The following is a 23,748-nucleotide window of genomic DNA, read 5'->3' on the forward strand; positions in this document are numbered from 1 at the left end:
ACATCAAAAGCAAAAGCGTAACGACCACTCTTTCAGTTGAATCGCTACGCTTTTCTCAAATTTACTTTTTAGCTATCTGTTTATTTTAGCAAACTATATAGAATCGCGGAGACGCTTACGGCTGCAATTTGATTTGATTCACGATGAAGAGCAGGTGAAGGGGCGGCTATTCACCTACAAACTGCTTGTTTATCGGCCATACAGAAGAAAAGTGAAGGAGCTGGAAGAATTGGACGTATTATAGAGAAAGAGCATTGAATGATTCAAAACTATATAAATCTGAATTCTTCTTTTTTGTTGGTATCGTAAAAGATTACTATTCAGCAAACTTTTGTAACTTCGGTATGTTTTTCAGGAAAGTATTAAGATATAATATCTGGTAGATAAGTCATTAATATACCTCCAAACGTGGCGTCGATGCACGCATTTTGATTTCCGCATCCAACACGATTGAATGATTGGGAGATGCCGGATCTTTGATTTTCTCTAAAATAAGTTCGGCAGCTTTTTTCCCCATCTGGTACAAAGGCGGTTCTACTGTAGTCAATTTGGGATAGACTATGTTGGAAAGTTCAGTTCCTGAAAAACTGGCTACGGCGATTTCTTCGGGTATTTTTTTTCCAAGTTCTCTCAATCTGTTCATGGCTCCAATAGCCAATGTTTCCGTAAAAGCGAAAATAGCATTGAAAGGAATATTTCTTTCCACTAATATATCCGCTGCTTTTTTCCCTTCCTCAAAAGTCATACCGGTTTTTATCAGCATATTATTCTTATCAAAAGGAATCCCGAATTTAGCCAAAGCGTCTTTGTATCCTCTGACACGTTCTATGGAGTTGTAAATATCGTCCGGTCCCTGTATATGAACAATCTGTTTGCGTCCGCTTCGGATCAGACTTTCTACGAGAAAGAATGACTTCATATAATCGTCCACTATTACCTGCGGAACTTCAAGTCCATAGGGAATACGATCATAGAACACCATAGGCATTCCCGCTTGCTGCAAACGAGCATATTCCTCCTTATTCCTTTTATAACTGCAAAGGCAGATGATGATGCCATCCACCATGAATCCTTCCATCAGTTGCAGGTTCTCTTTTTCTTTTTCCGGATCTCCTCCCGACTCTGCAATAATCACCTTTATATTTTTGGTGTGAAGCACTTCTTGTATTCCGTTTATTACTCGTGAAGCAAACGGCGTAACCATTTCAGGAACGATCACCCCCACGGTATTGGTATGTCCGTATTTAAGGTTGATTGCTACAGGGTTTGGTCTATATCCCAATCTTTTAGCTGCTTCTATCACCTTTTCTTTCGTTTCTTTACGGATATTCTTGTCATCCCCCAATGCACGAGATACAGTGGAGACGGATATTGATAAATGTCGAGCGATGTCTTTTATGGTTATATACTTCATGCTGAATGATTGTTTAAATCAAAGCAAAGATATTGATTTCAAACAATAAATCCTAATATTGGAGTAAAATACGAATCCCATTTGCCTTTGTGTAATGCTTTTGTAACGTTTGCAGATTTTGGGAACGTTCCCGCAATCGTTTGCAGGCAAAAGAGTTAGGAAAAAACTTTTTTTCAAGCTCTTGTTCTTTATCTTTGCTACATCAACATGATGTCGAACTAAAGAAAAAGAACTATGAAAACACACCTCTTTTCTTATAAGTGCGGTCGAAAGCACATCAAAGTTTACCATCTATTTGAATTGGTAATAATTAAAGGATAAAAAACGGTCATGGACAAGAAAGTACGAAGTATAGAAATTTCGAAACGGGTTCCAATTGTGGGCAACTATGATGTAGTTGTCTGCGGTGGCGGACCAGCTGGTTTCATTGCGGCCATTGCGGCTGCTCGCAGTGGTGCGAAAACTGCTGTTGTGGAACAATATGGTTTTTTAGGTGGAATGGCAACAATGGGGCTTGTTACTCCTTTGAGTGTTTTCACCTATAATAATGAAAAGGTGATAGGCGGTATTCCATGGGAGTTTATCGAACGGCTGGAGAAGATGGGAGGCTGTATCATTGAGAAACCTCTTGGCAATGTAGCTTTTGATCCGGAGCTTTACAAGCTTTTATGCCAGCAAATGATACTGGAAGCCGGTGTGGATATGTATATGCACTCTTACTTAAGCGGTTGTCAGGCAAAAGACGGCAAAATATCCTGTATCTTCTTTGAGAATAAGAATGGGACAGAGGCCATAAGTGCCGATATGTATATCGACTGCACTGGGGATGGTGACCTTGCCGCTATGGCGGGTGTTCCGATGCAAACTGATGAATGTAAACCGCTGCAACCTCTTTCCACCTATTTTATATTAGGAGGTGTGGATACAGATTCGCCCATGATAATTGATGCCATGCACCATAATAAACAAGGGCAGAATTGTCATTGCATTGCAGTTCGTGAGAAACTTCTAGCAATGAAAGAGAAGCTTGGCATCCCCGAGTTTGGAGGTCCTTGGTTTTGCACCACTCTTCGTCCGGGCGAAGTAACGGTTAATATGACCCGTACTGCAGGAAATGCCATCGATAATAGAAATTTTACCGCAGCGGAATGTCGCTTACGGGAAGATGTATTTAAAATAGCACGAATCTTTAAAGAGAACTTTGAAGAGTTTAAAAACAGTTATGTGACGACCGTCGCCGTACATGCCGGTATTCGTGAGACACGTCGTATCAAAGGTGTACATACCATTACAGCAGAAGAATATGTGAATGCTTATAAGTATCCTGATAGCATATCACGCGGCGCACATCCTATAGATATCCATGTCGCTGCAGGTGCGGAACAGAGCGTAACTTTCCTTAAAAAAGCGGCGTATGTACCTTATCGCGCTCTTATAGCTGAAGATTTTCCGAATCTGCTCGTAGCGGGACGCTGTATTAGTGCCGATAAGACTTCCTTTGCGTCACTTCGCGTTCAGGCAAGTTGTATGGGGGTAGGACAAGCCGCAGGAGTAGCAGCCGCACAATGTATAAAGGCAGGTGTGACCGTACAAAAGGCTGATATTCACAATCTCATAGAGGAATTGAAGAAACTTGGAGCAATTATATAAAGAAGAACCAGAATATGGAACAGTTAGATTATATTATTATTTTACTCTACTTTCTCGGACTGATTGCCGTGAGTGTTGTGATGTCCCGGAAAATCAAAAACTCCGAAGATATGTTTATTGCCGGGCGAAATTCTTCGTGGTGGCTGTCGGGAGTCTCTTCCTACATGACTATCTTCTCGGCAAGTACCTTTGTCGTTTGGGGAGGCGTTGCTTATAAATCGGGACTTGTTGCGGTAGTTGTTGCACTTTGTCTTGGCATAGCATCGTTTATTGTCGGTAAATGGATCTCGGGCAAATGGCGGGAGCTACGTATTAAATCGCCGGGAGAATTCCTTACCATCCGGTTCGGACACCGCACGGTGAGTTTTTACACAATTTCAGGAATTATAGCCCGTGCGGTGCATACGGCAGTGTCTCTGTATGCGGTAGCGGTTGTGATGTGTGCATTAATCAAAGTTGATGGTGGCAGTATTTTTGCAAGTACGGGTATGATGGGTGATTCACCGATGGGTTACCTAAGTATTTGGTGGGCGCTTCTTATCCTTGGTGCCATCGCTCTTGGATACACCATTGCCGGAGGATTTCTTGCGGTACTAATGACTGATGTAATTCAGTTCGGAGTACTTCTGGCCGTGGTTGTATTTATGATACCTCTTTCATTTAACGCGGTAGGAGGCGTAAGTGCATTTATTGATAAGGCCAGTGAGATACCGGGATTCTTCTCGGGCACATCTCCGACCTATACATGGGGGTGGCTTTTACTGTGGATATTTCTCAATGTGTCTATGATTGGCGGTGACTGGCCGTTTGTACAGCGATACATAAGCGTGCCTACTACAAGAGACGCAAAAAAGAGTACTTATTTAATCGGAATTCTTTATATCGTCACTCCTCTCATCTGGTATCTTCCTACCATGATTTATCGTGTGATGGAACCCGGACTTGCGCTTGATTTGGATGCAACCACAATGACTTTCAACGGCGAACACGCTTATGTGAATATGAGCAAACTCGTGCTCATGAAAGGAATGGTCGGCATGATGTTGGCAGCGATGCTATCGGCCACATTGAGTAATGTTTCGGGTATTTTGAATGTATATGCCAATGTATATACTTATGATATTTGGGGACACAAAGAGAAAAACCGTCAGGCAAATGAGAAAAAGCGTATCAAGGTAGGACGTCTCTTCACATTTGTCTTTGGACTTGTGATTATCGCTTTGTCAATGCTCATTCCTTTTGCCGGAGGTGCCGAAAAGGTGGTAGTAACTCTTCTTACTATGGTGATGTGTCCTTTATACATTCCGTCAATATGGGGACTGTTCTCGAAGCGGCTGACAGGCAACCAACTTATTTCTGCAATGATTCTTACCTGGCTCGTTGGTATTATGGCTCGCGTCATAATTCCCGCCTCCGTTATTAGTCCAAGCCTTATAGAGTCAGTTGCCGGTTGTGTACTTCCTGTACTTATCCTTGCAATTATGGAAGTTTGGTCGGCACGTAAAAAGTATGAAGACAATGGTTATCAAGCCATTTGTGAATATACTGATCCTGAAGCCGATCGCGAACCGACATTAAAGGAGAAGAAAGCGGTATTAATCTATTCGCATTTGGCTGTTAACTGCTTCTGTATTACCATTGGTGTCGTTGCGCTCTTACTGACAGGTCTGCTTATTGCTGGAGATCCGAAGACCCTTGCGGTCAAAGGAATTGTGATAGGAAGTATCATACTGATGATTGCCATGATACTTGCTTATGTGATATACAGAATTATATATGCAAGACGTCTGAAAATGTCTAGCTAGTCAATTATTAATAACCCTAAATACTAATCAAATGAATCTAAAGATGTTATTGTTTGCAAGTGTGTCGCTTGTGCTTTTTGCATCTTGTCATAACTCGGATGATCCGTATATGACACTCGCGACAAAGACACTTGATGTAGAAGCAGAAGGTGGACTTTTCACTGTTGACCTTTCATCTAATGTCTATTACAGAGTCAATAACGATTGCCAGACCGATGGAAGCGATAGCCATTGGGCAGTTGTTGATTCGCATGAGACACAAGGTGAGATTACTAAGTTTACAATCAAAGTCTCTGAAAATTCATCGACTAGTTCACGTGTCGGTACCATTCGTTTCATTGGCGATGATGTAACTCCTCTAAAGCTGGTTATTACCCAAAAAATGATTGTTCCGAAAGGTATCAGTCCTATCACCGAATCGATTGACGCAACTACAACAGAATCCTCATTCAAAGTCTTTGGCGATAAGGAGTGGAAGGCTGTATGTGCAGATGCGGATGTGACCGTTTCTCCTGCAAATGGGGTAGGCGAATGTGATATTAAACTTACTTTCCCGGAGAACAAGACATTTGCCAAAAGGACAATTAAAGTAACGGTAACCGTCCAGGATGATACAGACTATACCTATACTCTTGTACAAGATGTTTTCTCGGGCATTTTGGCTGATTGGGACTTGAATAGTTTAACTGCCAACACAAGTGGAACATTTGCTGATGATGAGGCACAATCGGTATTCCCGGGAACCAATGGCAAGTATCTTGCTCCGAGTGCCGGAAGTGGTAAGATTGAGTATTGGGCATGTGACCGGACAGGTTATGTAGTGCAGAATGCCGTATGTGAGCGTGCAGTGGGTGGTAATGGTGACCCGTATGTGTCAGGAGCCGTTCCCGGTGATTATTGGTATGTCTATGGGGATATGAAAGGTACGGTTATTCCTGCCGGCACAAAGATTCACTTCTATTTTGTGACCAAATTAGGAACGATGTGTTCCAACTACTGGATGATTGAGTTCAAGGATGGAGAAGAATGGAAACCGGCTCTTCCGACTTCGACTCTTCAGGAAAGTGCGACAGAGACTTTGTCGGGTGCGCCTATCAATTATTCGGCAACTATTACTTACAATTTTGCGGGAATGTTGCTCGATAACAAAAATAATGGCGCATATATCCCTGCCGAAGGAATATTTACCACGACTAAGGATATGGATGAGATTGTGTTAAGATTTGGACAGGCAGGCCGTCTATGTCTTAATGGCGCCAAATTCGCTGGAAAGTATATAGACTGTACACACGCAAGCGGCCAGACACGTTTTTCAGCGCAACATCCGAGTAACCCTGAAACAGGTGAGGCAATCAGAGAATATAACGAACATGTATTGCTTGAAATCGTAGAATAAATAGTATGAAAAAAAGTATATTAAGCCTGTTATTGGCATGTTTCCTGCAAATCAATCTGGCTTTTGCACAGAATGTAATGAAGGGTGTCGTTAGCGATGCCAATGGTCCTCTTGTCGGAGTGGTGATCCACGATAAAGACAATGCAAAAGGTACTACCTCCGATATGTCGGGAAAGTATGCGCTCAATGGCGCTGAATCAGGCCATACAATAGAATTCCGTTATCTTGGTTATGTGACCGAGACTGTGGTATGGGATGGTAAAAGTGTAGTAAATATAAAACTTAAAGAGGATGCTGTACAACTTGAAGAGACGGTTGTTATCGGCTATGGATCTGTAAAAAAGAAAGATCTTACAGGTGCGGTTGGTGTAATCAACAGTTCGCTTATCGAGAAACAGAGTACGTCTCAACTTTCACAATCTTTGCAAGGACTGATTCCGGGACTGACGGTTACCCGTTCGAGCAGTATGCCGGGAGCGAGTGCTACGGTTCAGGTGCGTGGTGTGACAACAATGTCTGATTCGAGTCCGCTTATCCTTGTCGATGGTATGATGGTCAGTAGCCTCGACAATATAGCAAGCGAAGACGTACAGCAGATTACTGTACTTAAAGATGCAGCTTCTGCATCCATCTATGGTGCCCGTGCTGCTGCCGGTGTTATCTTGATAACGACCAAGGAGGCAACCGAGGGACAGCTTTCGATCGGTTATAACGGAGAGATTTCGTTGTCTTCTCCTACCGAATTTCCGAAATTCCTGACAGACCCTTATCACTACATGACAATGTACAATGAATGGTCGTGGAACGATGCCGGTAATCCTGCGGGAGGCGAGTTTGCCAACTATTCACAGGACTACATCGACAACTATGCTACCAACAACAGATATGATCCCATTCAATATCCTATCTATGATTGGAAAGACGCTATTCTTTCGAATACCGCTATGCGCCATAAGCACAACTTGACCATGACGTATGGCAACAAGGTAATCAAGAGCCACACTTCCGCTACCTACGAAAATGCCGACGCTATCTATAAAGGTTCAAACCACGAAAGAATCTCTATCCGTTCGCGTAATAATCTGAAGATTAGTGATAAGCTCTCCGGTTCTATCGATTTCTCGGTACGTTATGCCACGAAAAATGACCCGACTTCCGGTAGTCCGATTCGTGCAGCTTATATGTATCCTTCCATTTATTTGGGACTTTATCCGGACGGCCGTGTAGGTCCTGGTAAAGACGGCAGTCTTAGCAATACGCTTGCCGCCTTATTGGAAGGCGGAGAGAAGAAGACTGTATCCAACACAATGACCGGTAAATTCTCGTTGAGCTATAAGCCCATAAAAGATTTGACCCTTACTGCCAATCTGACTCCTACCGTCGGAACTGTTTCGATCAAGGAGATGAAGAAAGCCATACCTGTTTACGATGCATACGAAACCGATGTTATGCTGGGATATGTTTCAGGATATACTTCCAATTCGTTAAGTGAAGAACGCCGTAACATCAAATCATTGGAGAAACAATTCATCGCTACATACGACAAGACCTTTAGCAAGGTACATAACTTCAATGCCATGGTCGGTTATGAAGATTATAGTTATACGTATGAAACGATGTCGGGATCGACCAACGATATATCTTTGTCTTCTTTCCCTTATCTTGATTTGGCGAACAAGAATGCTCTTGCCGTAGCCGGCAATTCTTATCAGAATGCATACCGTTCATTTTTTGGCCGTGTCATGTATAATTACGACAGCCGTTACTACCTCCAGCTCAATGCTCGTGAAGACGGATCTTCACGTTTTCACAAGGATCACCGTTGGGGATTCTTCCCGTCCGCATCGGTGGGTTGGGTCATCTCTAACGAGAAGTTCATGCAAAACATAACCCCGATAAACTATCTGAAGTTCCGTGCCTCTATCGGTACGCTCGGTAACGAGCGGATTGGAAATTATCCTTACCAGACATACATATCGTTCAATAATGCCATTATGTATGACAGTGCAGGTTCTACGCCCCAATCATCGATGTCTGCCGCTCAACAGGATTATGCGTATGAGAATATCCATTGGGAGAAAACACAGAGCTGGGATATAGGTGTGGATGCCGCTTTCTTTAACAATCGTCTTGACTTTAGCGCAGACTATTATTATAAGAAGACAACAGATATGCTCTTGTCGGTGGCAATCCCGTCGTTTACAGGTTATTCGGCACCTGACAGGAATGTAGGTAAAATGCATACCCGTGGTTGGGAAGTGAAACTCGGCTGGTCTGACCGTATCGGAGATGTAAGTTATGCGGTAAGTTTTAATATCTCTGATTACAAGTCTATAATAGATAATCTTAATGGCAAGCAGCAGTTTAACAGCGATGGTACCATTATTACTGAAGGTGCAGAATATAACTCCTGGTACGGATATAAGACTGCAGGTTTGTTCCAGACCGCAGAGGAAGTCAGTGAAAGCGCTCTGCTTTCGGCTTCTACCAAACCGGGTGATGTGAAATATGTAGATGTCAGCGGTCCGGACGGCACTCCTGACGGAATTATCAATGAGACATACGACCGTGTAGTACTTGGCAGCTCATTGCCACACTATCTATATGGAGGTTCTATTAGTTTGGGCTGGAAAGGTCTCTCTTTCTCCCTACTCTTCAATGGTGTCGGGAAACAACTTTCACGCCTCACCGAAAGTATGATTCGCCCCATGCAGGGACAATGGCTTCCGGCTCCGTCAGTCCTTCTGAACGACAATGGCAGCCGTAATTATTGGAGTGTATATAACACTGCAGAGCAGAACGCGGCAGTCAGCTATCCCCGTTTGAGCCATCAGGGCGGTGAATACAACAACTACAAAATGTCGGATTACTGGCTCAAGAGTAGTGCCTATATGCGTATAAAGAATATCAACGTTGGCTATACAGTTCCTAAAAAAATCGTCTCTAAAGTCGGAATCAAGGGACTTCGGGTGTACGTCAATATCGATGATCCATACTGCTTTGATAGTTATCTTTCGGGATGGGACCCTGAAGCAGGCGCTTCTACCTATATCACACGCACTTATACATTTGGAGTGGATATCAAATTCTAATGGAGTATGAAAAAATTACATAATATGAAAAAAATACATGTATTGATTTGCATGATAGCTCTTCTATCTGTAACTTCTTGTGTGAACCTCGATCTGAATCCTCCTTCAGCCGCATCCAGTGAAAACTGGTTCTCGTCACCGGAGGAAGTTCGAATCTCGTTGAACGATTTTTATCGCAGTACCTTCTTTGTTATAGAAGAAGGTTGGACGCTGGACCGTAATACGGATGACTGGGCGCAACGAACCAACATTTATACCATTGCGGCAGGTTCACTGAATGCGTCTTCTACAAGTAATCCTAACATCAAGACTGTTTGGAGTTACACGTATAAGAACATTAGTCGTGCCAACCGAATTTTGGAGGCACTCGACAAACTTGAAGGCAAATATTCCACCACTGAACTGAATACGCTTCGTGCCGAAGCCCGTTTTTTCAGAGCATTTGCTTATTCACGTTTGATTACTCTTTGGGGAGATGTTCCTTTCTACGTGACTTCGATTACTCCGGAGGAAGCATTTGAGATGGGGCGTACCGACAAAGCTGTCGTTCTGAAACAAATTTATGACGATTATGACTATGCCGCAGAAAATTTGCCGGTCGCAAATAATAATAGCGGCGCCACCCGTGTGGACAAAGGAACGGCTTATGCTTACAAGGCTCGTACCGCTCTCTATCAACACGACTACAGGACTGCCGCAAACGCTGCGCAAGACTGTATGGATCTGGAAGTATATGACTTGGCCCCTGATTATGGAGAACTTTTCCGCGACAAGACAAGAGGAAGCAAAGAAGTTATCTTCTCTGTTGCTCACTCAAGCGATCTTGAGTTGGATGAAAACGGTAAACCTACTACACAGGCTATCGGTTCCTTTATTGCCCGTTCGGCAGGCGGTACACATAATGCACAACCTTCGTGGGAACTTCTTGCTGTCTACGAAATGACGAATGGTAAGACGATTGATGAACCGGGCAGTGGCTTTGATCCTCACGATCCATTTGCCAACCGTGATCCCCGTTGCCTGGAAACATTTGCTGCTCCCGGCAGCCGTATCTATGGTATTGAGTGGAATCCTGCGCCGAACGCACTCGAAATAATGGACTATACGCAAAATCGTATGATTACAAATAAAGATTCCAAAGGCGGTTCAGATGCTTCCAACTGTGCTTACAATGGTTGTTGCCTGCGCAAAGGCGCGCAAGAGTCATGGCGTACTACTTTGTATAACGACAACCCCGTCATTCTCATGCGTTATGCCGATGTCTTGTTGATGTATGCCGAAGCTAAGATTGAACTGGGGGAGATTGACGCTACTGTCCTTGCTTGCATCAACGATGTCCGTGCCCGTGCTTATGGCACCACCCGTACACAAACCAACGACTATCCGTCCATCACGACAACCGATCAGACAGCATTGCGCAAAGTGCTCCGTCGTGAGCGTCGTGTGGAGTTTGCATGGGAAAATCTGCGCTATTTCGACTTGCTTCGTTGGCATCAGTTTGAGAATGCTTTCGGACACAATATGTACGGATTTACCCGTACAGCCAACAGGGCAAAGGAATACTTTGCGGCAGGCAACTGGTTTTGGCCGGAGGCTCCGACATTTGACAAAGACGGATTTCCTTCTTTTGAAGCGATGGCCGACGGAACCTATATCGTCCAGCATGGTGAACGTAAGTATGATGAGAAGATTTATTTGTGGCCATTGCCAAGTGATGATGTATTGATAATGAATGGCAAACTTGTTCAAAATCCAGGGTACTAACTTTATTAAATAAATGATATTATGAGCATTGGAGAAATTTTATTGCGCAGTCGCTATCAACCATTGAAAAGGGTGTTGAGCTATGATGTATTCAATACCGGCTTTAACGGTTGGATGACATTGATGCCTAACTTTACGGAATATCCCGATTTTGATGTTCCCAAGACATTGGTCAATAAAGACCAGTGGCCACCGGTCATGCTTAGTTCCGCTACTTTCAGGTATCCGGGCACTCACGGAGCTATGTCCGGCACTTACTCTCTTAAACTTTCGACAAGACCTGTTGCCGCTCCTTATACGGAGATTCCGGCGGAAGGTTGTCTGGGACATGCCATTAAGCGGCTTTCGTTCTCTCGTCCGGGCTGCAAATATTTGCAGATAGAATGTTGGTTTACATACACGGCGGAGCAGGATGTGGTGGATGGCGGTGACCGTCCGCAACCGGGTTTGCATGAGAGTTCCATCCGCGATTTTGGTATGGGATTCGATGTACAGGAGGGTGGAAAACGTTACCATGTAGGAATTCGCTATCTCAATGCAGTAGATGGCAAATTAATGCAGAAGTGGCAGTATGAACATTCCAATGAAGACATAACCGACCGCGATTGGGCTTATGGACTTGACGGAGACTGGTGTAAGAGGGGAGTCGATCCCTGGTGGTTCGGCCGCCGTTATCCTAATGGCGACCACGATGGGTTCAAGGATTTGAAAGATGGTCATCAGAAACTCATTTATAATGAAACCGACTGTAAACTCAATTGGCAATACATGCGTCTGAAACTTGACACAGAGCTTCGTGAATATGTAGAGTTCCAATGCCAGGACAAAATTTGGGATATGCGTGGCATTGCAGCCGATACCGTTGACGGATATGGACGCATCGACAATCTTATCAATCCTCTTTTCTGGGTGGGTACTGATACCAATCGTCGTGTATTCTTTTATATAGATTCTGTTGTTGTTTCACAAGAATAAAAGGAGGAATGTAATATATGAAAATGTTTAATGATTCCCATCTTGAGGTAAAGAAGTTCTTTAAAGGTACTTTCTTCACTCATCCTTACGAGGCTGGTTGGGCAGATGAGGCTATATTCTTTGTTATGGTTGAGAAAATAGAAGGAGATCCCGTATTCGAAGGTCGTGTACAACTATCGCAAGACGGTATACATTGGGCTGACGACGGTAGTGAACCTATAATCTTCAAAGGACTTGGCCAACATATTATAAAGGTAAATTCAAATTTTGGTAATTATATTCGTCTTGCCGTCAGCATTGAAGGCGGAGAGATGTTTTTAAATCTTCATATAGCATGCAAAGGTTAATATTTATATTTAGTCTGTTCATCCTTGCGATTGTAGGATGCAGCTCCAATGAGTCTCACTCATTTTTGATTCGCCCGGATGGAGGTGGGGAAGATGCTGCCACTGAAATAGAGGTAGGTAAAACGATTCCTGCCTGGCAGGAGGGTGTGATGGATATTCATTTCATCAATACAACTACCGGTGAAAGCATGTTTGTAATATTCCCGGATGGTACGCAAATGCTTATCGATGCCGCAAGTTCGAGTGTTACGACCAACTCTAATAGTAATACGACCAATACCGGTATCCGTAGTCGTTGGGATCCGACTCTGACTTCTACCCGTGGTTCACAGATTATAACTGATTACATTCGTAAGTGTATGGTATGGACAGGTAACAGTACGATTGATTATGCCGTACTTACCCACTTCCATAATGACCACTTCGGCGGTTATACTTCTTCCTTGCCGAAATCTTCCAACTCCGACACTTATTCGTTGATAGGTTTTGCCGAGATTTTCGACAATTTCAAGATTGGTACGCTTCTCGATCGTGGCTATCCCGATTATAACTATCCGTTCGACATGGCGACAATGGCAGACAATGCTCCAAGTTGTAATAACTATATCAATGCAGTGAAATGGCATGTCGCCAATCAAAAGTTCGATGCTGCGATATTCAAAGCAGGGGCGAATAATCAGATCGTTCAGAAGTATAATCCTGCAAAGTACCCTACTGCAAAGGTGCAAAACGTGGCAGTGAATGGAGAGATCTGGACAGGTTCGGGCACTACCACAAAGAAGACATTCCCTGAACTCTCGGAGATTACATACGAAAACAGTAAGAACATTACCTCCAGTGACAATTGTCCGCCGGAGAATATAACCAGTTGTGTGATGAAAGTTTCGTATGGCAACTTTGATTTCTTTGCCGGTGGTGACCTTCAGTATAACGGACGTTCGAGTCATGCGTGGAAAGATGCCGAACTGCCCTGTGCAAAAGCAGTAGGTCAGGTGGAACTATTGAAAGCTAACCATCACGGTGTAACCAACACCAATCAGGTGGATGCTCTGAAAGCACTCAATCCACAAACGATTGTTGTCAATTCGTGGGTAGATTGTCATCCCCGTACCGATATACTGAATTCGATGGAGACAACACTCCCTGCGTGTGACATGTTTATCACTAACTTCTGGCAAGGCGATCGCCCCAGCGGAGTAGACGACCGGGTTACGGCGGAAGAGGCTGCGAGAGTAAAGGGATATGATGGACATATTGTAGTTCGTGTGACCGACGGGGGAAACAAATATAGAGTTGTGACAATCACAGATTCTGACGGGGCAATGACTGTTAAGACTATTTCTGGTCCATATACAAGCAGATAATGAATACAAAATATTATGATGTAATAGTAGCAGGTGCAGGTCCTGCCGGGATATGTGCGGCTGTAGCCGCTGCCCGGCAAGGAGCACGTGTTGCCCTTATCGAAAGATACGGAGTCATCGGAGGTAACCTGACCGCCGGGTATGTCGGCCCTATTCTCGGTAGTGTAAGCAAGAACACGATGCGCGATGAGGTTTGTGCTATTCTTGGCGTCAAAGACAATGACTGGATTGGCGAACATGGAAATGCTCACGATTTCGAAGAGGCAAAACTTACATTGGCAGAATTTGTCGCCAGGGAAAAGAACATCGATGTCTTTTTGCAATGTTGCGTGTCGGATGTTATTCGTGACGGAAAGGTGGTAAAAGGCATTAAGTGTGCAAGTAACGAGGGGACGCTCTGTTTTGAAGCCGCGGTTACGATTGACTGTACCGGTGATGCCATAGTATCTTTTCTTGCCGGTGCAAAAATAGAAAAAGGACGTGCTGACGGACTTATGCAGCCTGTAACCCTTGAATACACCATTGACGGCGTAGATGAATCGAAAGGAATTATCTGCATTGGAGATGTAGACAATGTTCAACTGAATGGTGAGTGTTTTCTTGATTGGTGTAAAAAGAAAGCCGATGAGGGCAAACTTCCCCGGATGCTTGCTGCCGTGCGTTTGCATCCGTCGGTCAGACCGGGTTGCCGTCAGGTAAATACGACACAAGTCAATAGGGTGGATATTACTTCGGTAAGCTCTATTTTCACCGCCGATCTTGAACTTAGGCAACAGATACGCCTCCTGACCCAATTCTTGAAAGAAAATTTGCCGGGTTACGAAAACTGTAGAGTGATCGGAAGCGGTACAACAACCGGAGTGCGCGAAAGCCGCAGGGTGATGGGCGACTATGTGATTGATGCCGATGAAATGGCGGAAGGCTGCCGTTTTGCCGATGTGGTGGTACATAAAGCATTGTTCATTGTCGATATACATAATCCTGACGGAGCCGGACAGGCGGAACCGACCATCCAATATTGCAAACCATACGATTTGCCGTATCGTTGTTTTCTCCCGTTGGGCTTGGAAGGGCTTCTGGTGGCGGGACGGTGCATATCGGGTACTCACAGAGCTCACGCTTCCTATCGTGTCATGAGTATTTGTATGGCGATGGGAGAGGCAGTTGGTATTGCCGCTGCCATGAGTGCGTCGCAGCATTGTACTCCGCGGGCTCTCGATGTGGGAGAGTTGCAGAAACGGCTTGAGTCGTTAGGCGTAGAGCTGTTCGATTAACGTAGAACATAATCATACTTTAAATTTATAGAGCATACTTATGAAAAAGATCTATTTGTCTGTCGTGTGCTTACTGATCTCTATTCCCCTTATCGCCCAGTTGTATGTAGAGCCGGAGAAAGAGGTAGAGTGCTCTGTCTTCCTGGCAAAGGAAGGACGTGGGCGGGCACAGCAAGGACTTGAAATATGGGATGATTACATATTCTCGTGCGAGGATGGAGGGCACGTGAATATCTATGATTTCAAAAGTGCCGATCCGAAACCTGTGGCAGGCTTTGAGTTGGCGTCCTCCCATCCGGACAACCATGTAAATAATGTATGCTTTGGCGTCGAGACAAAACGCGGAGCATCGTTTCCTCTCTTGTATATCACAAACGGGAAGGTAGGAAGCGAGTTGGAATGGTTGTGTTTTGTGGAGAGCATCACCCGTCGTGGAAAACGTTTTAGCAGCGAAATCGCACAGACAATTGAACTCGATGGCTCGAAGTGGGCGGAGAAAGGGTATGTCCCCATCTTTGGCGCACCAAGCTGGCTGGTCGATCGGGAACGGGGATTTATATGGATATTCTCGGCGCGTAAACGTACTGTGGCGAAGGTGACAAAGCATGCATGGGAAAACCAGTATGTCGCCACCAAATTCCGTATACCGTCGTTGAGTGAGGGGGCAAAGGTGCGCCTCGACGAAAATGACATTCTCGATCAGGTGGTGTTCCCCTATGAGGTATGGTTCACACAAGCGGGCTGTATGCATGATGGTAAAATCTATTTTTGCTTCGGAGTTGGGAAACAGGATGACAGCCGTCCTTCCTGCATCCGGGTGTACGATACGGATAGGCGGACGATTACTGCCCGATACAATGTGCAGGAACAGGTTATTTACGAGCCGGAAGATATTGTGGTCAAAGACGGGGTTATGTATGTCAATACCAATACGAATGCGAAAAAGACGTCTGATCTTCCTTGCATATTCAAACTCTCTCTTCCGAAAGAAAAGCCGGTGGCCGAAAATCCTCTCGACGAGATACGCAGGGACCCGGAACGTGCGGGCGGCGTGTATTATGTGACCGATCTTTCACATCCGGTTACGCCGGCACCCAAAGGATATACGCCTTTTTATATAAACGGCTATTTCCGTCACGGAGCGCGTCAGATAGACGATGAGGTGACTTATCCTGCCATATACGGCGTATTGGAGAAAGCTCATGCCACAAACAACCTTACCGATTTTGGGAAAGCCCTGTACGAACGTCTTGAACCGTTCAAGAAGAATGTGTTTTACAAAGAAGGCGATCTGACACAAATCGGTTATCGTCAGACAAGGGAGATAGGCCGGAGGATGGTACAAAACTATCCGGAAGTATTTGAAGGCCATCCCTATTTGAAGACTAACGCAACGAATGTGCTTCGGGTGGCAGCCACCATGCAATCTGTAAATTCGGGCATTTTGTCGCTGCGTCCCGGGCTTGAATGGGCGGAGATAGACAACTCCCGTTCGTTCCTTACCACACTGAATCCCTACGGTAACGTATGTCCCGACAGGAGTCCGCTTGATAAGTATATACTCGGTAAAGAAAACAGTTGGTATAAAAAATATCGTTCATATATAGATGAAAAGTTGGATGTGGATGCTTTTTTTACAAGACTGTTTATAGACGTAACACAAGTAGAAAGTGAGTATGACAAGTACGACCTGATCCATCGTTTCTGGTTAATGGCATCACTGATGCAATGCCTCGACCGCCAAGTGCCTATATGGGATATTTTTACAGAAGAGGAAATATTGGCTTGGGGGGAAATCGAGAACTATAAGTATTTTGCGCAGAAAGGTCCTGAACCGGTATCTCACGGGCGTAGTTGGGGACTTGCATCCCGCACGTTACGCCATTTGTTAGACGAATCTGCCGAAGATCTGGTTCGCAAGCGTCATGGCATCAATCTCAACTTCGGACACGATGGCGTTCTGATGGCTATCTTGACAAATCTGCAAGCCGGAACGTGGGCGCGGGAGGCTAGTAATTCCAAAGAAGCGTTGCAGAGTTGGAAGTATTGGGATATTCCGATGGGGGCGAACCTTCAGATGATCTTTTACCAATCAGAAGACAATCCGGACGTTTTAGTTAAGTTTATGCTGAATGAAAAAGACCTCCGGTTGCCGTTGGAAGCGGTTGAAGCATCTTATTACAAATGGAATGAGGTTTATAAATTCTATATAGAACATTGCGACAAGGTGGAAAAATCACTTGCCGAAACATTGAAATTATCGTATGAAGACTTTTAATTATAATCGTGCTGAAATAAAGGCCGGAATAGTACATTTCGGCGTTGGAAACTTCCATCGTGCACATCTCGAAGCTTACACAAATCTATTACTTGAAGATCCGTCACAAAGATGCTGGGGGGTATTCGGAGCCATGATTATGCCTACGGACGGGGTATTGTTCAACGCCCTCAAGAAAGACGACGGCATATATCAGTTGACGACATGCAGCCCTTCCGGCGAACAGGATAGTATGCTGATTGGTTCGCTTGTAGAACTGGCATGGGGGGAAATAGATAGTGAGCCTATCATCGCTAAAATAGCATCGGAGGAGATAAAAATCATCTCTCTCACCATTACCGAAGGGGGATATAAGGTTGATTTTAACCAATCGCGCAGTGTGTTCTGGTATGTAGCCGAAGGACTTAAACGCCGGATGGAGAAAGATTTGCCGATTACGATTCTTTCGTGTGACAACATGCAGATGAACGGCAATGCCGCCAAATACGCGTTTATGTCATACTTCGAAGCGAAATATCCCGAGGTGGCAGCGTGGGCGAAAAAGAAAGTGACGTTCCCGAATTCGATGGTGGATCGAATCACTCCCGTAACAAAACCGGGTAAGGTTACAGATGTGTGTTGTGAAGACTTTATACAATGGGTGATTGAAGATAATTTCATTGCAGGCCGTCCTGCATGGGAGAAGGTGGGAGTTACATTCACCCATGATGTGACCCCGTATGAAATCATGAAATTAAGTCTTCTCAATGCGTCACATACTCTTCTTTCTTATCCTGCCTATATGGAAGGATTCAGGAAGGTCGATGCTGTAATGGCAGACGAGAGGTATCGTGCAATGATAAAGCTGTTTATGAACAGGGATGTTACTCCTTATGTTCCGGTTCCCGAGGGCGTTGACCTTGAAGCGTATAAAGACCAGCTTATCGAACGATTTTCAAACAAGGCGATCAGCGATCAGGTATCACGGCTTTGCGGCGATGGCATTGCTAAGTTTGCGGTTTATGTGGTACCCATACTCAAACAGATGTTGCAGGATGGGAAGGATATTTCGATAGAGGCTTTCCTGATAGCTGTTTATTGCAAATACCTGATAGGTGCGCGCACCGAGTCCGGTGAAAATATAGCTATCTCCGAACCTCACATCACCCCGGCGGACAGGAAGTTGATTTCGGGAGGATCGCCGGCCGAGTTCTTGAAGATATCACCTTTTGTGTCATTGGGACTGGACAAATACCCTGTGTTTATGGAAAAGTATGAGCAGTTTTATGCTATGCAGGTAGCAGAAGGGTTGAAGGTCTTATTACAGTAAACAACTAAAAAATCCAAGGCAATGAAGAAGTTTTTCATAACGGTTGTTCTGTCGCTTTCGTGCGTATTGTCGGTTTCGGCACAAAAACAGACGGAGGCGTCAACGCTTAACCTGATAGGTAAGCCGTTTGAATCGACTCCCAATCCGTATCATAGAGTCGATACATTGGTTTATAAAGGTTTTAACAGGACGGAGAATCGACAACTCCGTTGTTCTGCCGGTATGGCTGTGTTGTTTAAAACGAACACGCGTAATATACAGATTACGACAAAGTGGGGATATGTATATTCGAGCCATTCAACCATGCCGATCTCTTATAAAGGATATGATCTTTATATCAAAAATGCAAACGGTCAATGGCAGTATGCGGCAAGCGGTTCATTGAAAGCGTATAAGGGCGAGAAAACCGAGACATTCACGCTCATTGAGAATATGGATGGTACGATGCACGAATGTATGATGTATATGCCGATGTATTCGGAGGTCATTTCTTGTAAGATAGGGATAGATGACGATGCTGTTATCGAACCGTTGAAGTCCGATTTTCGTCACAGGATAGCGGTATATGGCTCTTCGTTTACGCAGGGAGTGAGCACGGATCGATCCGGTATGAGTTATCCCATGCAATTTATGCGTAATACAGGTCTTCAAGTCGTGTCGCTCGCAACAAGCGGACGTTGCCTGATGCAACCTTACATGCTCGACGTTCTTGCGGAAGTCAAGGCTGATGCCTTTATATTCGATACTTTTTCAAATCCTGACGCAGAACTGATAAGAGAGCGCCTGATGCCGTTTATCGATCGGCTTATAGCGGCACATCCGGCTACTCCGTTGATATTTCAGCGTACGATCTATCGTGAACGACGTTCATTTGATACAGTTCTTGATGCGAAAGAACGGGCTAAGGCGGCAACCGTAGAGGAGTTGTTTGCAAAAATCCGCACGAACCCGAAATATAAAGACGTTTATCTGATTACGCCTGATGCTTCCGATGCGCATGAGACATCGGTCGACGGAACTCATCCAAGTAGTTATGGATATGCACTTTGGGCGAAGTCGATAGAGACTCCGGTAATAGAAATTTTAAGTAAATATGGTATAAAATGAGACAAGCGGTATTAGTAGAACCAAAACATATTGAATTTCGTGAGGTTGAGGCGCCTAAGGCGTCGGACCTGAAAGAACATCAGGTACTTCTGAATATTAAGAGAATTGGTATTTGTGGAAGTGAGATACATTCTTATCACGGATGTCATCCGGCAACTTTCTATCCGGTAGTTCAGGGGCATGAATATTCGGCAGTGGTAGTCGCTACGGCGGCGGCGGTTACGATCTGCAAGGCGGGTGACGTTGTCACCGCACGTCCGCAACTCGCGTGTGGGAAGTGCAAGCCTTGTCAGCGGGGAGAGTATAATATTTGTGAAGAGCTAAGAGTGCAGGCTTTTCAGGCAAATGGAGCTGCGCAAGACTTTTTTGTGGTTGATGATGACAGGGTTGCGGTGTTGCCTGAAGGTATGTCACTTGATTATGGGGCTATGATAGAACCGGTGGCAGTAGCTGCGCATGCAACCATGCGTGGCGGGGACTTGAAAGGTAAGAATGTGGTTGTATCGGGTGCCGGAACAATCGGTAACCTCGTGGCGCAGTTCGCTAAGGCAAGAGGAGCCAAACGGGTTCTTATTACCGATGTGAGTGATTTCAGACTTGAAATCGCTCGTAAATGTGGCATAATAGATACGCTCAATGTAGCTAAGACGCCGCTCAAAGAAGGAGCGAAGAGGCTTTTCGGGGATGAAGATTTTCAAGCTGCGTTTGAGGTTGCCGGAGTTGAGTCGAGTATTCGTTCGCTTATGGAGTGTATTGAAAAAGGGAGTACCATCGTTGTAGTGGCGGTATTTGGCAAGGATCCGTCGCTTAATATGTTCTATTTGGGAGAGCACGAACTGAAGGTGAACGGAACGATGATGTATCGCCATGAAGATTATCTTACGGCTATCGATCAGGTAAGTTCGGGAGCTATCCGTCTCGAACCGCTTATTTCGAATCATTTCCCGTTCGAGCAGTATGACGAGGCATATAAATTTATAGACGAGCATAGTGCAACATCCATGAAAATAATTATTAAACTATAAAACCATGAAAATAATAGGTATAGGAGAAGTTGTTTGGGATTGCTTCCCGGAAGGTAAGAGACTTGGCGGAGCGCCTATCAATTTCTGTTTTTTTGCAAAGGAGTTGGGAGCAGAATCATATCCCGTTACGGCAATAGGTGAGGACGAACTCGGCGATGAAACGTTTACAGTGCTTAAAGAGACCGGACTTGATTTAGGATATATTTCCCGTAATATTTTGCCGACAGGTAAAGTGCTTGTGTCGTTGAATGAGGCCGGTGTACCGCAATATGACATTGTTGAGAATGTTGCTTGGGATACTATCGAGTGTAGTCCTGCGACCATGAAACTTGTCGGCGATGCAGATGCTGTTTGTTGGGGCTCTTTGGCACAGCGAAGCGAAAAGTCACGTGCTGCAATCTTGAGACTCATAGATGCCGTGCCGGATACCTCTTTGAAGGTGTTTGATATTAATATCAGGCAACATTTTTATTCGACAGACTTGATTGTGGAGTCCTTGCAAAAGGCAAATGTCCTCAAATTGAATGAAGACGAATTGCCGTTATTGATTTCTCTTCTTTCTCTTTCTACTGATTTTGTGGAAGCTATCGCAGAACTCATTGCTCGTTTTTCGCTCAAGTATGTTATATTCACACAAGGGGCAGTACGTAGTGGCATATATGATGCAAGTGGGGAAGTGTCATCCATAAACACACCTAAAGTCGAGGTGGCCGATACTGTAGGTGCAGGCGACTCGTTTACTGCTACCTTTGTTGTGAATATACTTAGAGGGGCGTCGGTCGCTGAATCACACCGCAAAGCGGTAGATGTATCGGCATATACTTGTACACAAAGGGGGGCTATTAATCCGTTGCCGGATAGTAAAAAGTAATCTCTTTTGATTGCATTTTATAGATAACTCCAGTTAAATAGTTATTTTTGCAGAAATAACTGATTTTTACGAAATAAAGGAACCCATGTTGAAAATATTAGTAACCTACGCCGTACAAGGCGAATTTGTAGAACTTAAATGGCCGGATATAGAACCTTACTACGTTCGTACAGGTATTGGTAAAGTTAAATCAGCCTTTCATTTGGCAGAGGCAATCCGCCAGGTACAACCGGACTTGGTGCTCAATATCGGAAGTGCCGGAACAGTCAATCATCAGGTAGGAGATATTTTTGTATGTCGCAAGTTCATAGACCGTGATATGCAGAAAATGAAAGAGTTCGGCTTAGAGTGTGAGATCGATTCATCAGCTTTGCTCGAAGAAAAAGGTTATTGCACGCATTGGACGGAACATGGAATCTGCAATACAGGAGATGGCTTCCTCACCGAGTTGACTCACGTTAGCGGAGATGTTGTAGATATGGAAGCATACGCACAGGCATTTGTCTGCCGTTCAAAAGAAATCCCGTTTATTTCCGTGAAGTACGTGACTGACATAATTGGCCAGAACTCCGTGAAACATTGGGAGGATAAACTTGCCGATGCACGGCAGGGACTATCACACTATTTCAATGTCTTGAAAGAAAGAATATGATAAGTGACTCCTGCGGCTATCAATCCCAGGAGAATCTTTACCCATATAAAAGGTATTAGGAAGAAAATGCAATAAAGCATCGTTCCCCACATTAATACGAGAGAAATTATTTTGGCACGGAGAGGAATCGCCTTGTTTTCGCGGAAATTGCGGATATAAGGACCGAAGTGCCGATGATTGAGCAGCCAGTTATATAATCGGGGTGACCCTTTGAAATAAAGGGCGGCGGTGAGCAATAGAAAAGGGGTAGTGGGCAGTAACGGCAGAAAGATGCCGAGAATACCGAGCGCAAGGGAAATACTACCTAAAACAATATATAGAGTTTTCATGCGGCAAAGATAGTGCAAAAAAAGGGAAAAAATAACACTCTTTGCTGGATGAAAACTCTATTTTATATTACCTTTGCCGTTGCATCGAGGTGACATTAGATGCGTGTAACTATTAAAATACATACACTCATGTTTACAGTAATCAAACGCATGGAGATCTCGGCTTCTCATAAGCTGGTACTCCCGTATCGCAGTAAATGCGCCAGTTTACACGGTCACAACTGGATTATCACCGTCTATTGCCGTTCCGCACGGCTCAACTCCGAAGGAATGGTGGTAGATTTCACCCGCATCAAAGAAGTGGTCACGGAGAAACTCGACCATCAAAATCTGAACGAAGTACTCCCATTTAATCCCACAGCGGAGAATATCGCCCGGTGGGTATGCAAACAGATTCCTCAATGCTATAAAGTAGAAGTGCAGGAATCGGAAGGAAACATTGTCATCTACGAGAAAGATCCCGTCGGCGCAGAAGGACAAGAATAGCAAACCAAACAAATTTTGATGATGAGAAAGATTAATGAAATCTTTTACAGCTTGCAGGGCGAAGGCTACCATACCGGAACTCCGGCCATCTTCGTCCGTTTTTCCGGCTGCAACCTGAAATGTGACTTTTGCGACACACAACACGAAGAAGGGAAAATGATGACCGACGATGAAATAATCGCCGAAGTGAAAAAATATCCTGCCGTCACCGTTGTCCTTACGGGCGGCGAACCTTCCTTATGGATAGACGATGAATTGATCGACCGTTTGCATCAAGCAGGCAAATATGTGACTATCGAAACCAACGGTACACGCCCCCTGCCGGCAGCTATCGACTGGGTGACCTGCTCCCCCAAACAAGGGGTGAAACTTGCCATCGACCGGATGGATGAAGTGAAAGTGGTCTATGAAGGACAAGATATAAGTATTTTTGAACTACTTCCGGCCGAACATTTTTTCCTCCAGCCTTGTTCTTGTAATAACACTGCTTCAACAGTGGACTGTGTAATGCGACATCCCAAATGGAGACTCAGCCTGCAAACACACAAATTAATCGACATCCGTTGAACAAAATAGACGGGTGATGCGGAAGAAGCTTAAATTATTACAA

At 44.6% G+C, this 23,748-nt stretch carries 19 protein-coding genes; 17 read left to right on the forward strand and 2 right to left on the reverse strand.

All coding sequences use genetic code 11. The annotated features are described in order from the left end of the window. Positions 1 to 391: 391 nt before the first annotated feature. Positions 392 to 1,414 (reverse strand): LacI family DNA-binding transcriptional regulator, encoded by a 1,023-nt coding sequence (locus KQP79_RS06315; protein ID WP_004313409.1) that lies wholly within the window; start codon positions 1,412 to 1,414, stop codon positions 392 to 394. 330 nt (positions 1,415 to 1,744) lie between these two features. Here KQP79_RS06315 and KQP79_RS06320 point away from each other — a divergent pair, with 330 nt between their 5' ends. From KQP79_RS06320 to KQP79_RS06390, 15 genes are all read left to right on the forward strand, one after another. Next, positions 1,745 to 3,064 carry an FAD-dependent oxidoreductase gene (locus KQP79_RS06320; RefSeq protein WP_009039729.1) on the forward strand — a complete coding sequence of 440 codons (1,320 nt, stop codon included), beginning with the start codon at positions 1,745 to 1,747 and terminating at the stop codon, positions 3,062 to 3,064. 14 nt (positions 3,065 to 3,078) lie between these two features. Continuing rightward, complete coding sequence (locus tag KQP79_RS06325; RefSeq protein WP_004308315.1) at positions 3,079 to 4,869, forward strand: sodium:solute symporter family protein; 1,791 nt, start codon at positions 3,079 to 3,081, stop codon at positions 4,867 to 4,869. A 31-nt stretch (positions 4,870 to 4,900) separates the two neighbouring features. Beyond that, entirely contained in the window at positions 4,901 to 6,265 is a 1,365-nt protein-coding gene (locus KQP79_RS06330; protein ID WP_234120762.1) for a BACON domain-containing protein, read from the forward strand. A gap of 5 nt (positions 6,266 to 6,270) precedes the next feature. Further along, positions 6,271 to 9,357, forward strand: a complete 3,087-nt coding sequence (locus KQP79_RS06335) for a SusC/RagA family TonB-linked outer membrane protein (protein ID WP_138343375.1) — start codon at positions 6,271 to 6,273, stop codon at positions 9,355 to 9,357. Positions 9,358 to 9,381: 24 nt separating this feature from the next. Next, the gene (locus tag KQP79_RS06340; protein WP_138343373.1) at positions 9,382 to 11,121 is read left to right on the forward strand and encodes a RagB/SusD family nutrient uptake outer membrane protein; all 1,740 of its coding nucleotides are present in this window, start codon (positions 9,382 to 9,384) and stop codon (positions 11,119 to 11,121) included. A gap of 21 nt (positions 11,122 to 11,142) precedes the next feature. Further along, positions 11,143 to 12,096: a DUF6772 family protein gene (locus KQP79_RS06345; RefSeq protein ID WP_004304775.1), complete on the forward strand. Its 954-nt coding sequence runs from the start codon at positions 11,143 to 11,145 to the stop codon at positions 12,094 to 12,096. A gap of 17 nt (positions 12,097 to 12,113) precedes the next feature. Continuing rightward, a complete protein-coding gene (locus KQP79_RS06350) occupies positions 12,114 to 12,443 on the forward strand; it encodes a hypothetical protein (protein ID WP_138343371.1) in 330 nt (109 codons plus the stop codon). Next, complete coding sequence (locus KQP79_RS06355) at positions 12,431 to 13,807, forward strand: ComEC/Rec2 family competence protein (RefSeq protein WP_138343369.1); 1,377 nt, start codon at positions 12,431 to 12,433, stop codon at positions 13,805 to 13,807. The genes KQP79_RS06350 and KQP79_RS06355 overlap by 13 nt, the downstream gene beginning before the upstream one ends. Beyond that, positions 13,807 to 15,081: an FAD-dependent oxidoreductase gene (locus KQP79_RS06360; protein WP_004313401.1), complete on the forward strand. Its 1,275-nt coding sequence runs from the start codon at positions 13,807 to 13,809 to the stop codon at positions 15,079 to 15,081. The genes KQP79_RS06355 and KQP79_RS06360 overlap by 1 nt, the downstream gene beginning before the upstream one ends. A gap of 40 nt (positions 15,082 to 15,121) precedes the next feature. Further along, entirely contained in the window at positions 15,122 to 17,359 is a 2,238-nt protein-coding gene (locus KQP79_RS06365; RefSeq protein WP_138343366.1) for a histidine phosphatase family protein, read from the forward strand. Then, on the forward strand, positions 17,346 to 18,668 hold the full coding sequence (locus KQP79_RS06370; protein ID WP_118419013.1) for a mannitol dehydrogenase family protein: 1,323 nt from the start codon (positions 17,346 to 17,348) through the stop codon (positions 18,666 to 18,668). Before KQP79_RS06365 ends, KQP79_RS06370 begins: the two co-directional genes overlap by 14 nt. Positions 18,669 to 18,689: 21 nt before the next feature. Continuing rightward, on the forward strand, positions 18,690 to 19,775 hold the full coding sequence (locus tag KQP79_RS06375) for an SGNH/GDSL hydrolase family protein (RefSeq protein WP_022199508.1): 1,086 nt from the start codon (positions 18,690 to 18,692) through the stop codon (positions 19,773 to 19,775). Then, positions 19,772 to 20,800: a zinc-dependent alcohol dehydrogenase gene (locus KQP79_RS06380; RefSeq protein WP_138343364.1), complete on the forward strand. Its 1,029-nt coding sequence runs from the start codon at positions 19,772 to 19,774 to the stop codon at positions 20,798 to 20,800. The genes KQP79_RS06375 and KQP79_RS06380 overlap by 4 nt, the downstream gene beginning before the upstream one ends. A gap of 4 nt (positions 20,801 to 20,804) precedes the next feature. Beyond that, positions 20,805 to 21,671 carry a carbohydrate kinase family protein gene (locus KQP79_RS06385; RefSeq protein WP_138343362.1) on the forward strand — a complete coding sequence of 289 codons (867 nt, stop codon included), beginning with the start codon at positions 20,805 to 20,807 and terminating at the stop codon, positions 21,669 to 21,671. Between the two features lie 85 nt (positions 21,672 to 21,756). Next, a complete protein-coding gene (locus tag KQP79_RS06390) occupies positions 21,757 to 22,323 on the forward strand; it encodes an MTA/SAH nucleosidase (protein WP_008775563.1) in 567 nt (188 codons plus the stop codon). Here KQP79_RS06390 and KQP79_RS06395 read toward each other — a convergent pair. Beyond that, on the reverse strand, positions 22,293 to 22,652 hold the full coding sequence (locus tag KQP79_RS06395; protein ID WP_004304786.1) for a YbaN family protein: 360 nt from the start codon (positions 22,650 to 22,652) through the stop codon (positions 22,293 to 22,295). The genes KQP79_RS06390 and KQP79_RS06395 overlap by 31 nt on opposite strands. A 129-nt stretch (positions 22,653 to 22,781) precedes the next feature. Between KQP79_RS06395 and KQP79_RS06400 the strand changes: the two genes are divergently transcribed. Together KQP79_RS06400 and KQP79_RS06405 are read left to right on the forward strand one after the other, a co-directional pair. Beyond that, positions 22,782 to 23,138 carry a 6-pyruvoyl trahydropterin synthase family protein gene (locus tag KQP79_RS06400; RefSeq protein WP_004304787.1) on the forward strand — a complete coding sequence of 119 codons (357 nt, stop codon included), beginning with the start codon at positions 22,782 to 22,784 and terminating at the stop codon, positions 23,136 to 23,138. A 21-nt stretch (positions 23,139 to 23,159) separates the two neighbouring features. Further along, positions 23,160 to 23,705 (forward strand): 7-carboxy-7-deazaguanine synthase QueE, encoded by a 546-nt coding sequence (locus tag KQP79_RS06405; RefSeq protein WP_004304788.1) that lies wholly within the window; start codon positions 23,160 to 23,162, stop codon positions 23,703 to 23,705. Positions 23,706 to 23,748: the final 43 nt, after the last annotated feature.

Origin of the sequence: Bacteroides sp. DH3716P, from assembly GCF_025914115.1 — a bacterium.
GTDB lineage: Bacteria > Bacteroidota > Bacteroidia > Bacteroidales > Bacteroidaceae > Bacteroides > Bacteroides ovatus.

Coding starts and splice junctions, on each gene's coding strand:
- KQP79_RS06355 (WP_138343369.1), top strand. CDS start 12,431: ATGCAAAGGTTAATATTTATATTTAGTCTGTTCATCCTTGCGATTGTA.
- KQP79_RS06370 (WP_118419013.1), top strand. CDS start 17,346: ATGAAGACTTTTAATTATAATCGTGCTGAAATAAAGGCCGGAATAGTA.
- KQP79_RS06375 (WP_022199508.1), top strand. CDS start 18,690: ATGAAGAAGTTTTTCATAACGGTTGTTCTGTCGCTTTCGTGCGTATTG.
- KQP79_RS06315 (WP_004313409.1), bottom strand. CDS start 1,414: ATGAAGTATATAACCATAAAAGACATCGCTCGACATTTATCAATATCC.
- KQP79_RS06365 (WP_138343366.1), top strand. CDS start 15,122: ATGAAAAAGATCTATTTGTCTGTCGTGTGCTTACTGATCTCTATTCCC.
- KQP79_RS06400 (WP_004304787.1), top strand. CDS start 22,782: ATGTTTACAGTAATCAAACGCATGGAGATCTCGGCTTCTCATAAGCTG.
- KQP79_RS06380 (WP_138343364.1), top strand. CDS start 19,772: ATGAGACAAGCGGTATTAGTAGAACCAAAACATATTGAATTTCGTGAG.
- KQP79_RS06320 (WP_009039729.1), top strand. CDS start 1,745: ATGGACAAGAAAGTACGAAGTATAGAAATTTCGAAACGGGTTCCAATT.
- KQP79_RS06405 (WP_004304788.1), top strand. CDS start 23,160: ATGAGAAAGATTAATGAAATCTTTTACAGCTTGCAGGGCGAAGGCTAC.
- KQP79_RS06385 (WP_138343362.1), top strand. CDS start 20,805: ATGAAAATAATAGGTATAGGAGAAGTTGTTTGGGATTGCTTCCCGGAA.
- KQP79_RS06335 (WP_138343375.1), top strand. CDS start 6,271: ATGAAAAAAAGTATATTAAGCCTGTTATTGGCATGTTTCCTGCAAATC.
- KQP79_RS06325 (WP_004308315.1), top strand. CDS start 3,079: ATGGAACAGTTAGATTATATTATTATTTTACTCTACTTTCTCGGACTG.
- KQP79_RS06395 (WP_004304786.1), bottom strand. CDS start 22,652: ATGAAAACTCTATATATTGTTTTAGGTAGTATTTCCCTTGCGCTCGGT.
- KQP79_RS06345 (WP_004304775.1), top strand. CDS start 11,143: ATGAGCATTGGAGAAATTTTATTGCGCAGTCGCTATCAACCATTGAAA.
- KQP79_RS06390 (WP_008775563.1), top strand. CDS start 21,757: ATGTTGAAAATATTAGTAACCTACGCCGTACAAGGCGAATTTGTAGAA.
- KQP79_RS06360 (WP_004313401.1), top strand. CDS start 13,807: ATGAATACAAAATATTATGATGTAATAGTAGCAGGTGCAGGTCCTGCC.
- KQP79_RS06340 (WP_138343373.1), top strand. CDS start 9,382: ATGAAAAAAATACATGTATTGATTTGCATGATAGCTCTTCTATCTGTA.
- KQP79_RS06350 (WP_138343371.1), top strand. CDS start 12,114: ATGAAAATGTTTAATGATTCCCATCTTGAGGTAAAGAAGTTCTTTAAA.
- KQP79_RS06330 (WP_234120762.1), top strand. CDS start 4,901: ATGAATCTAAAGATGTTATTGTTTGCAAGTGTGTCGCTTGTGCTTTTT.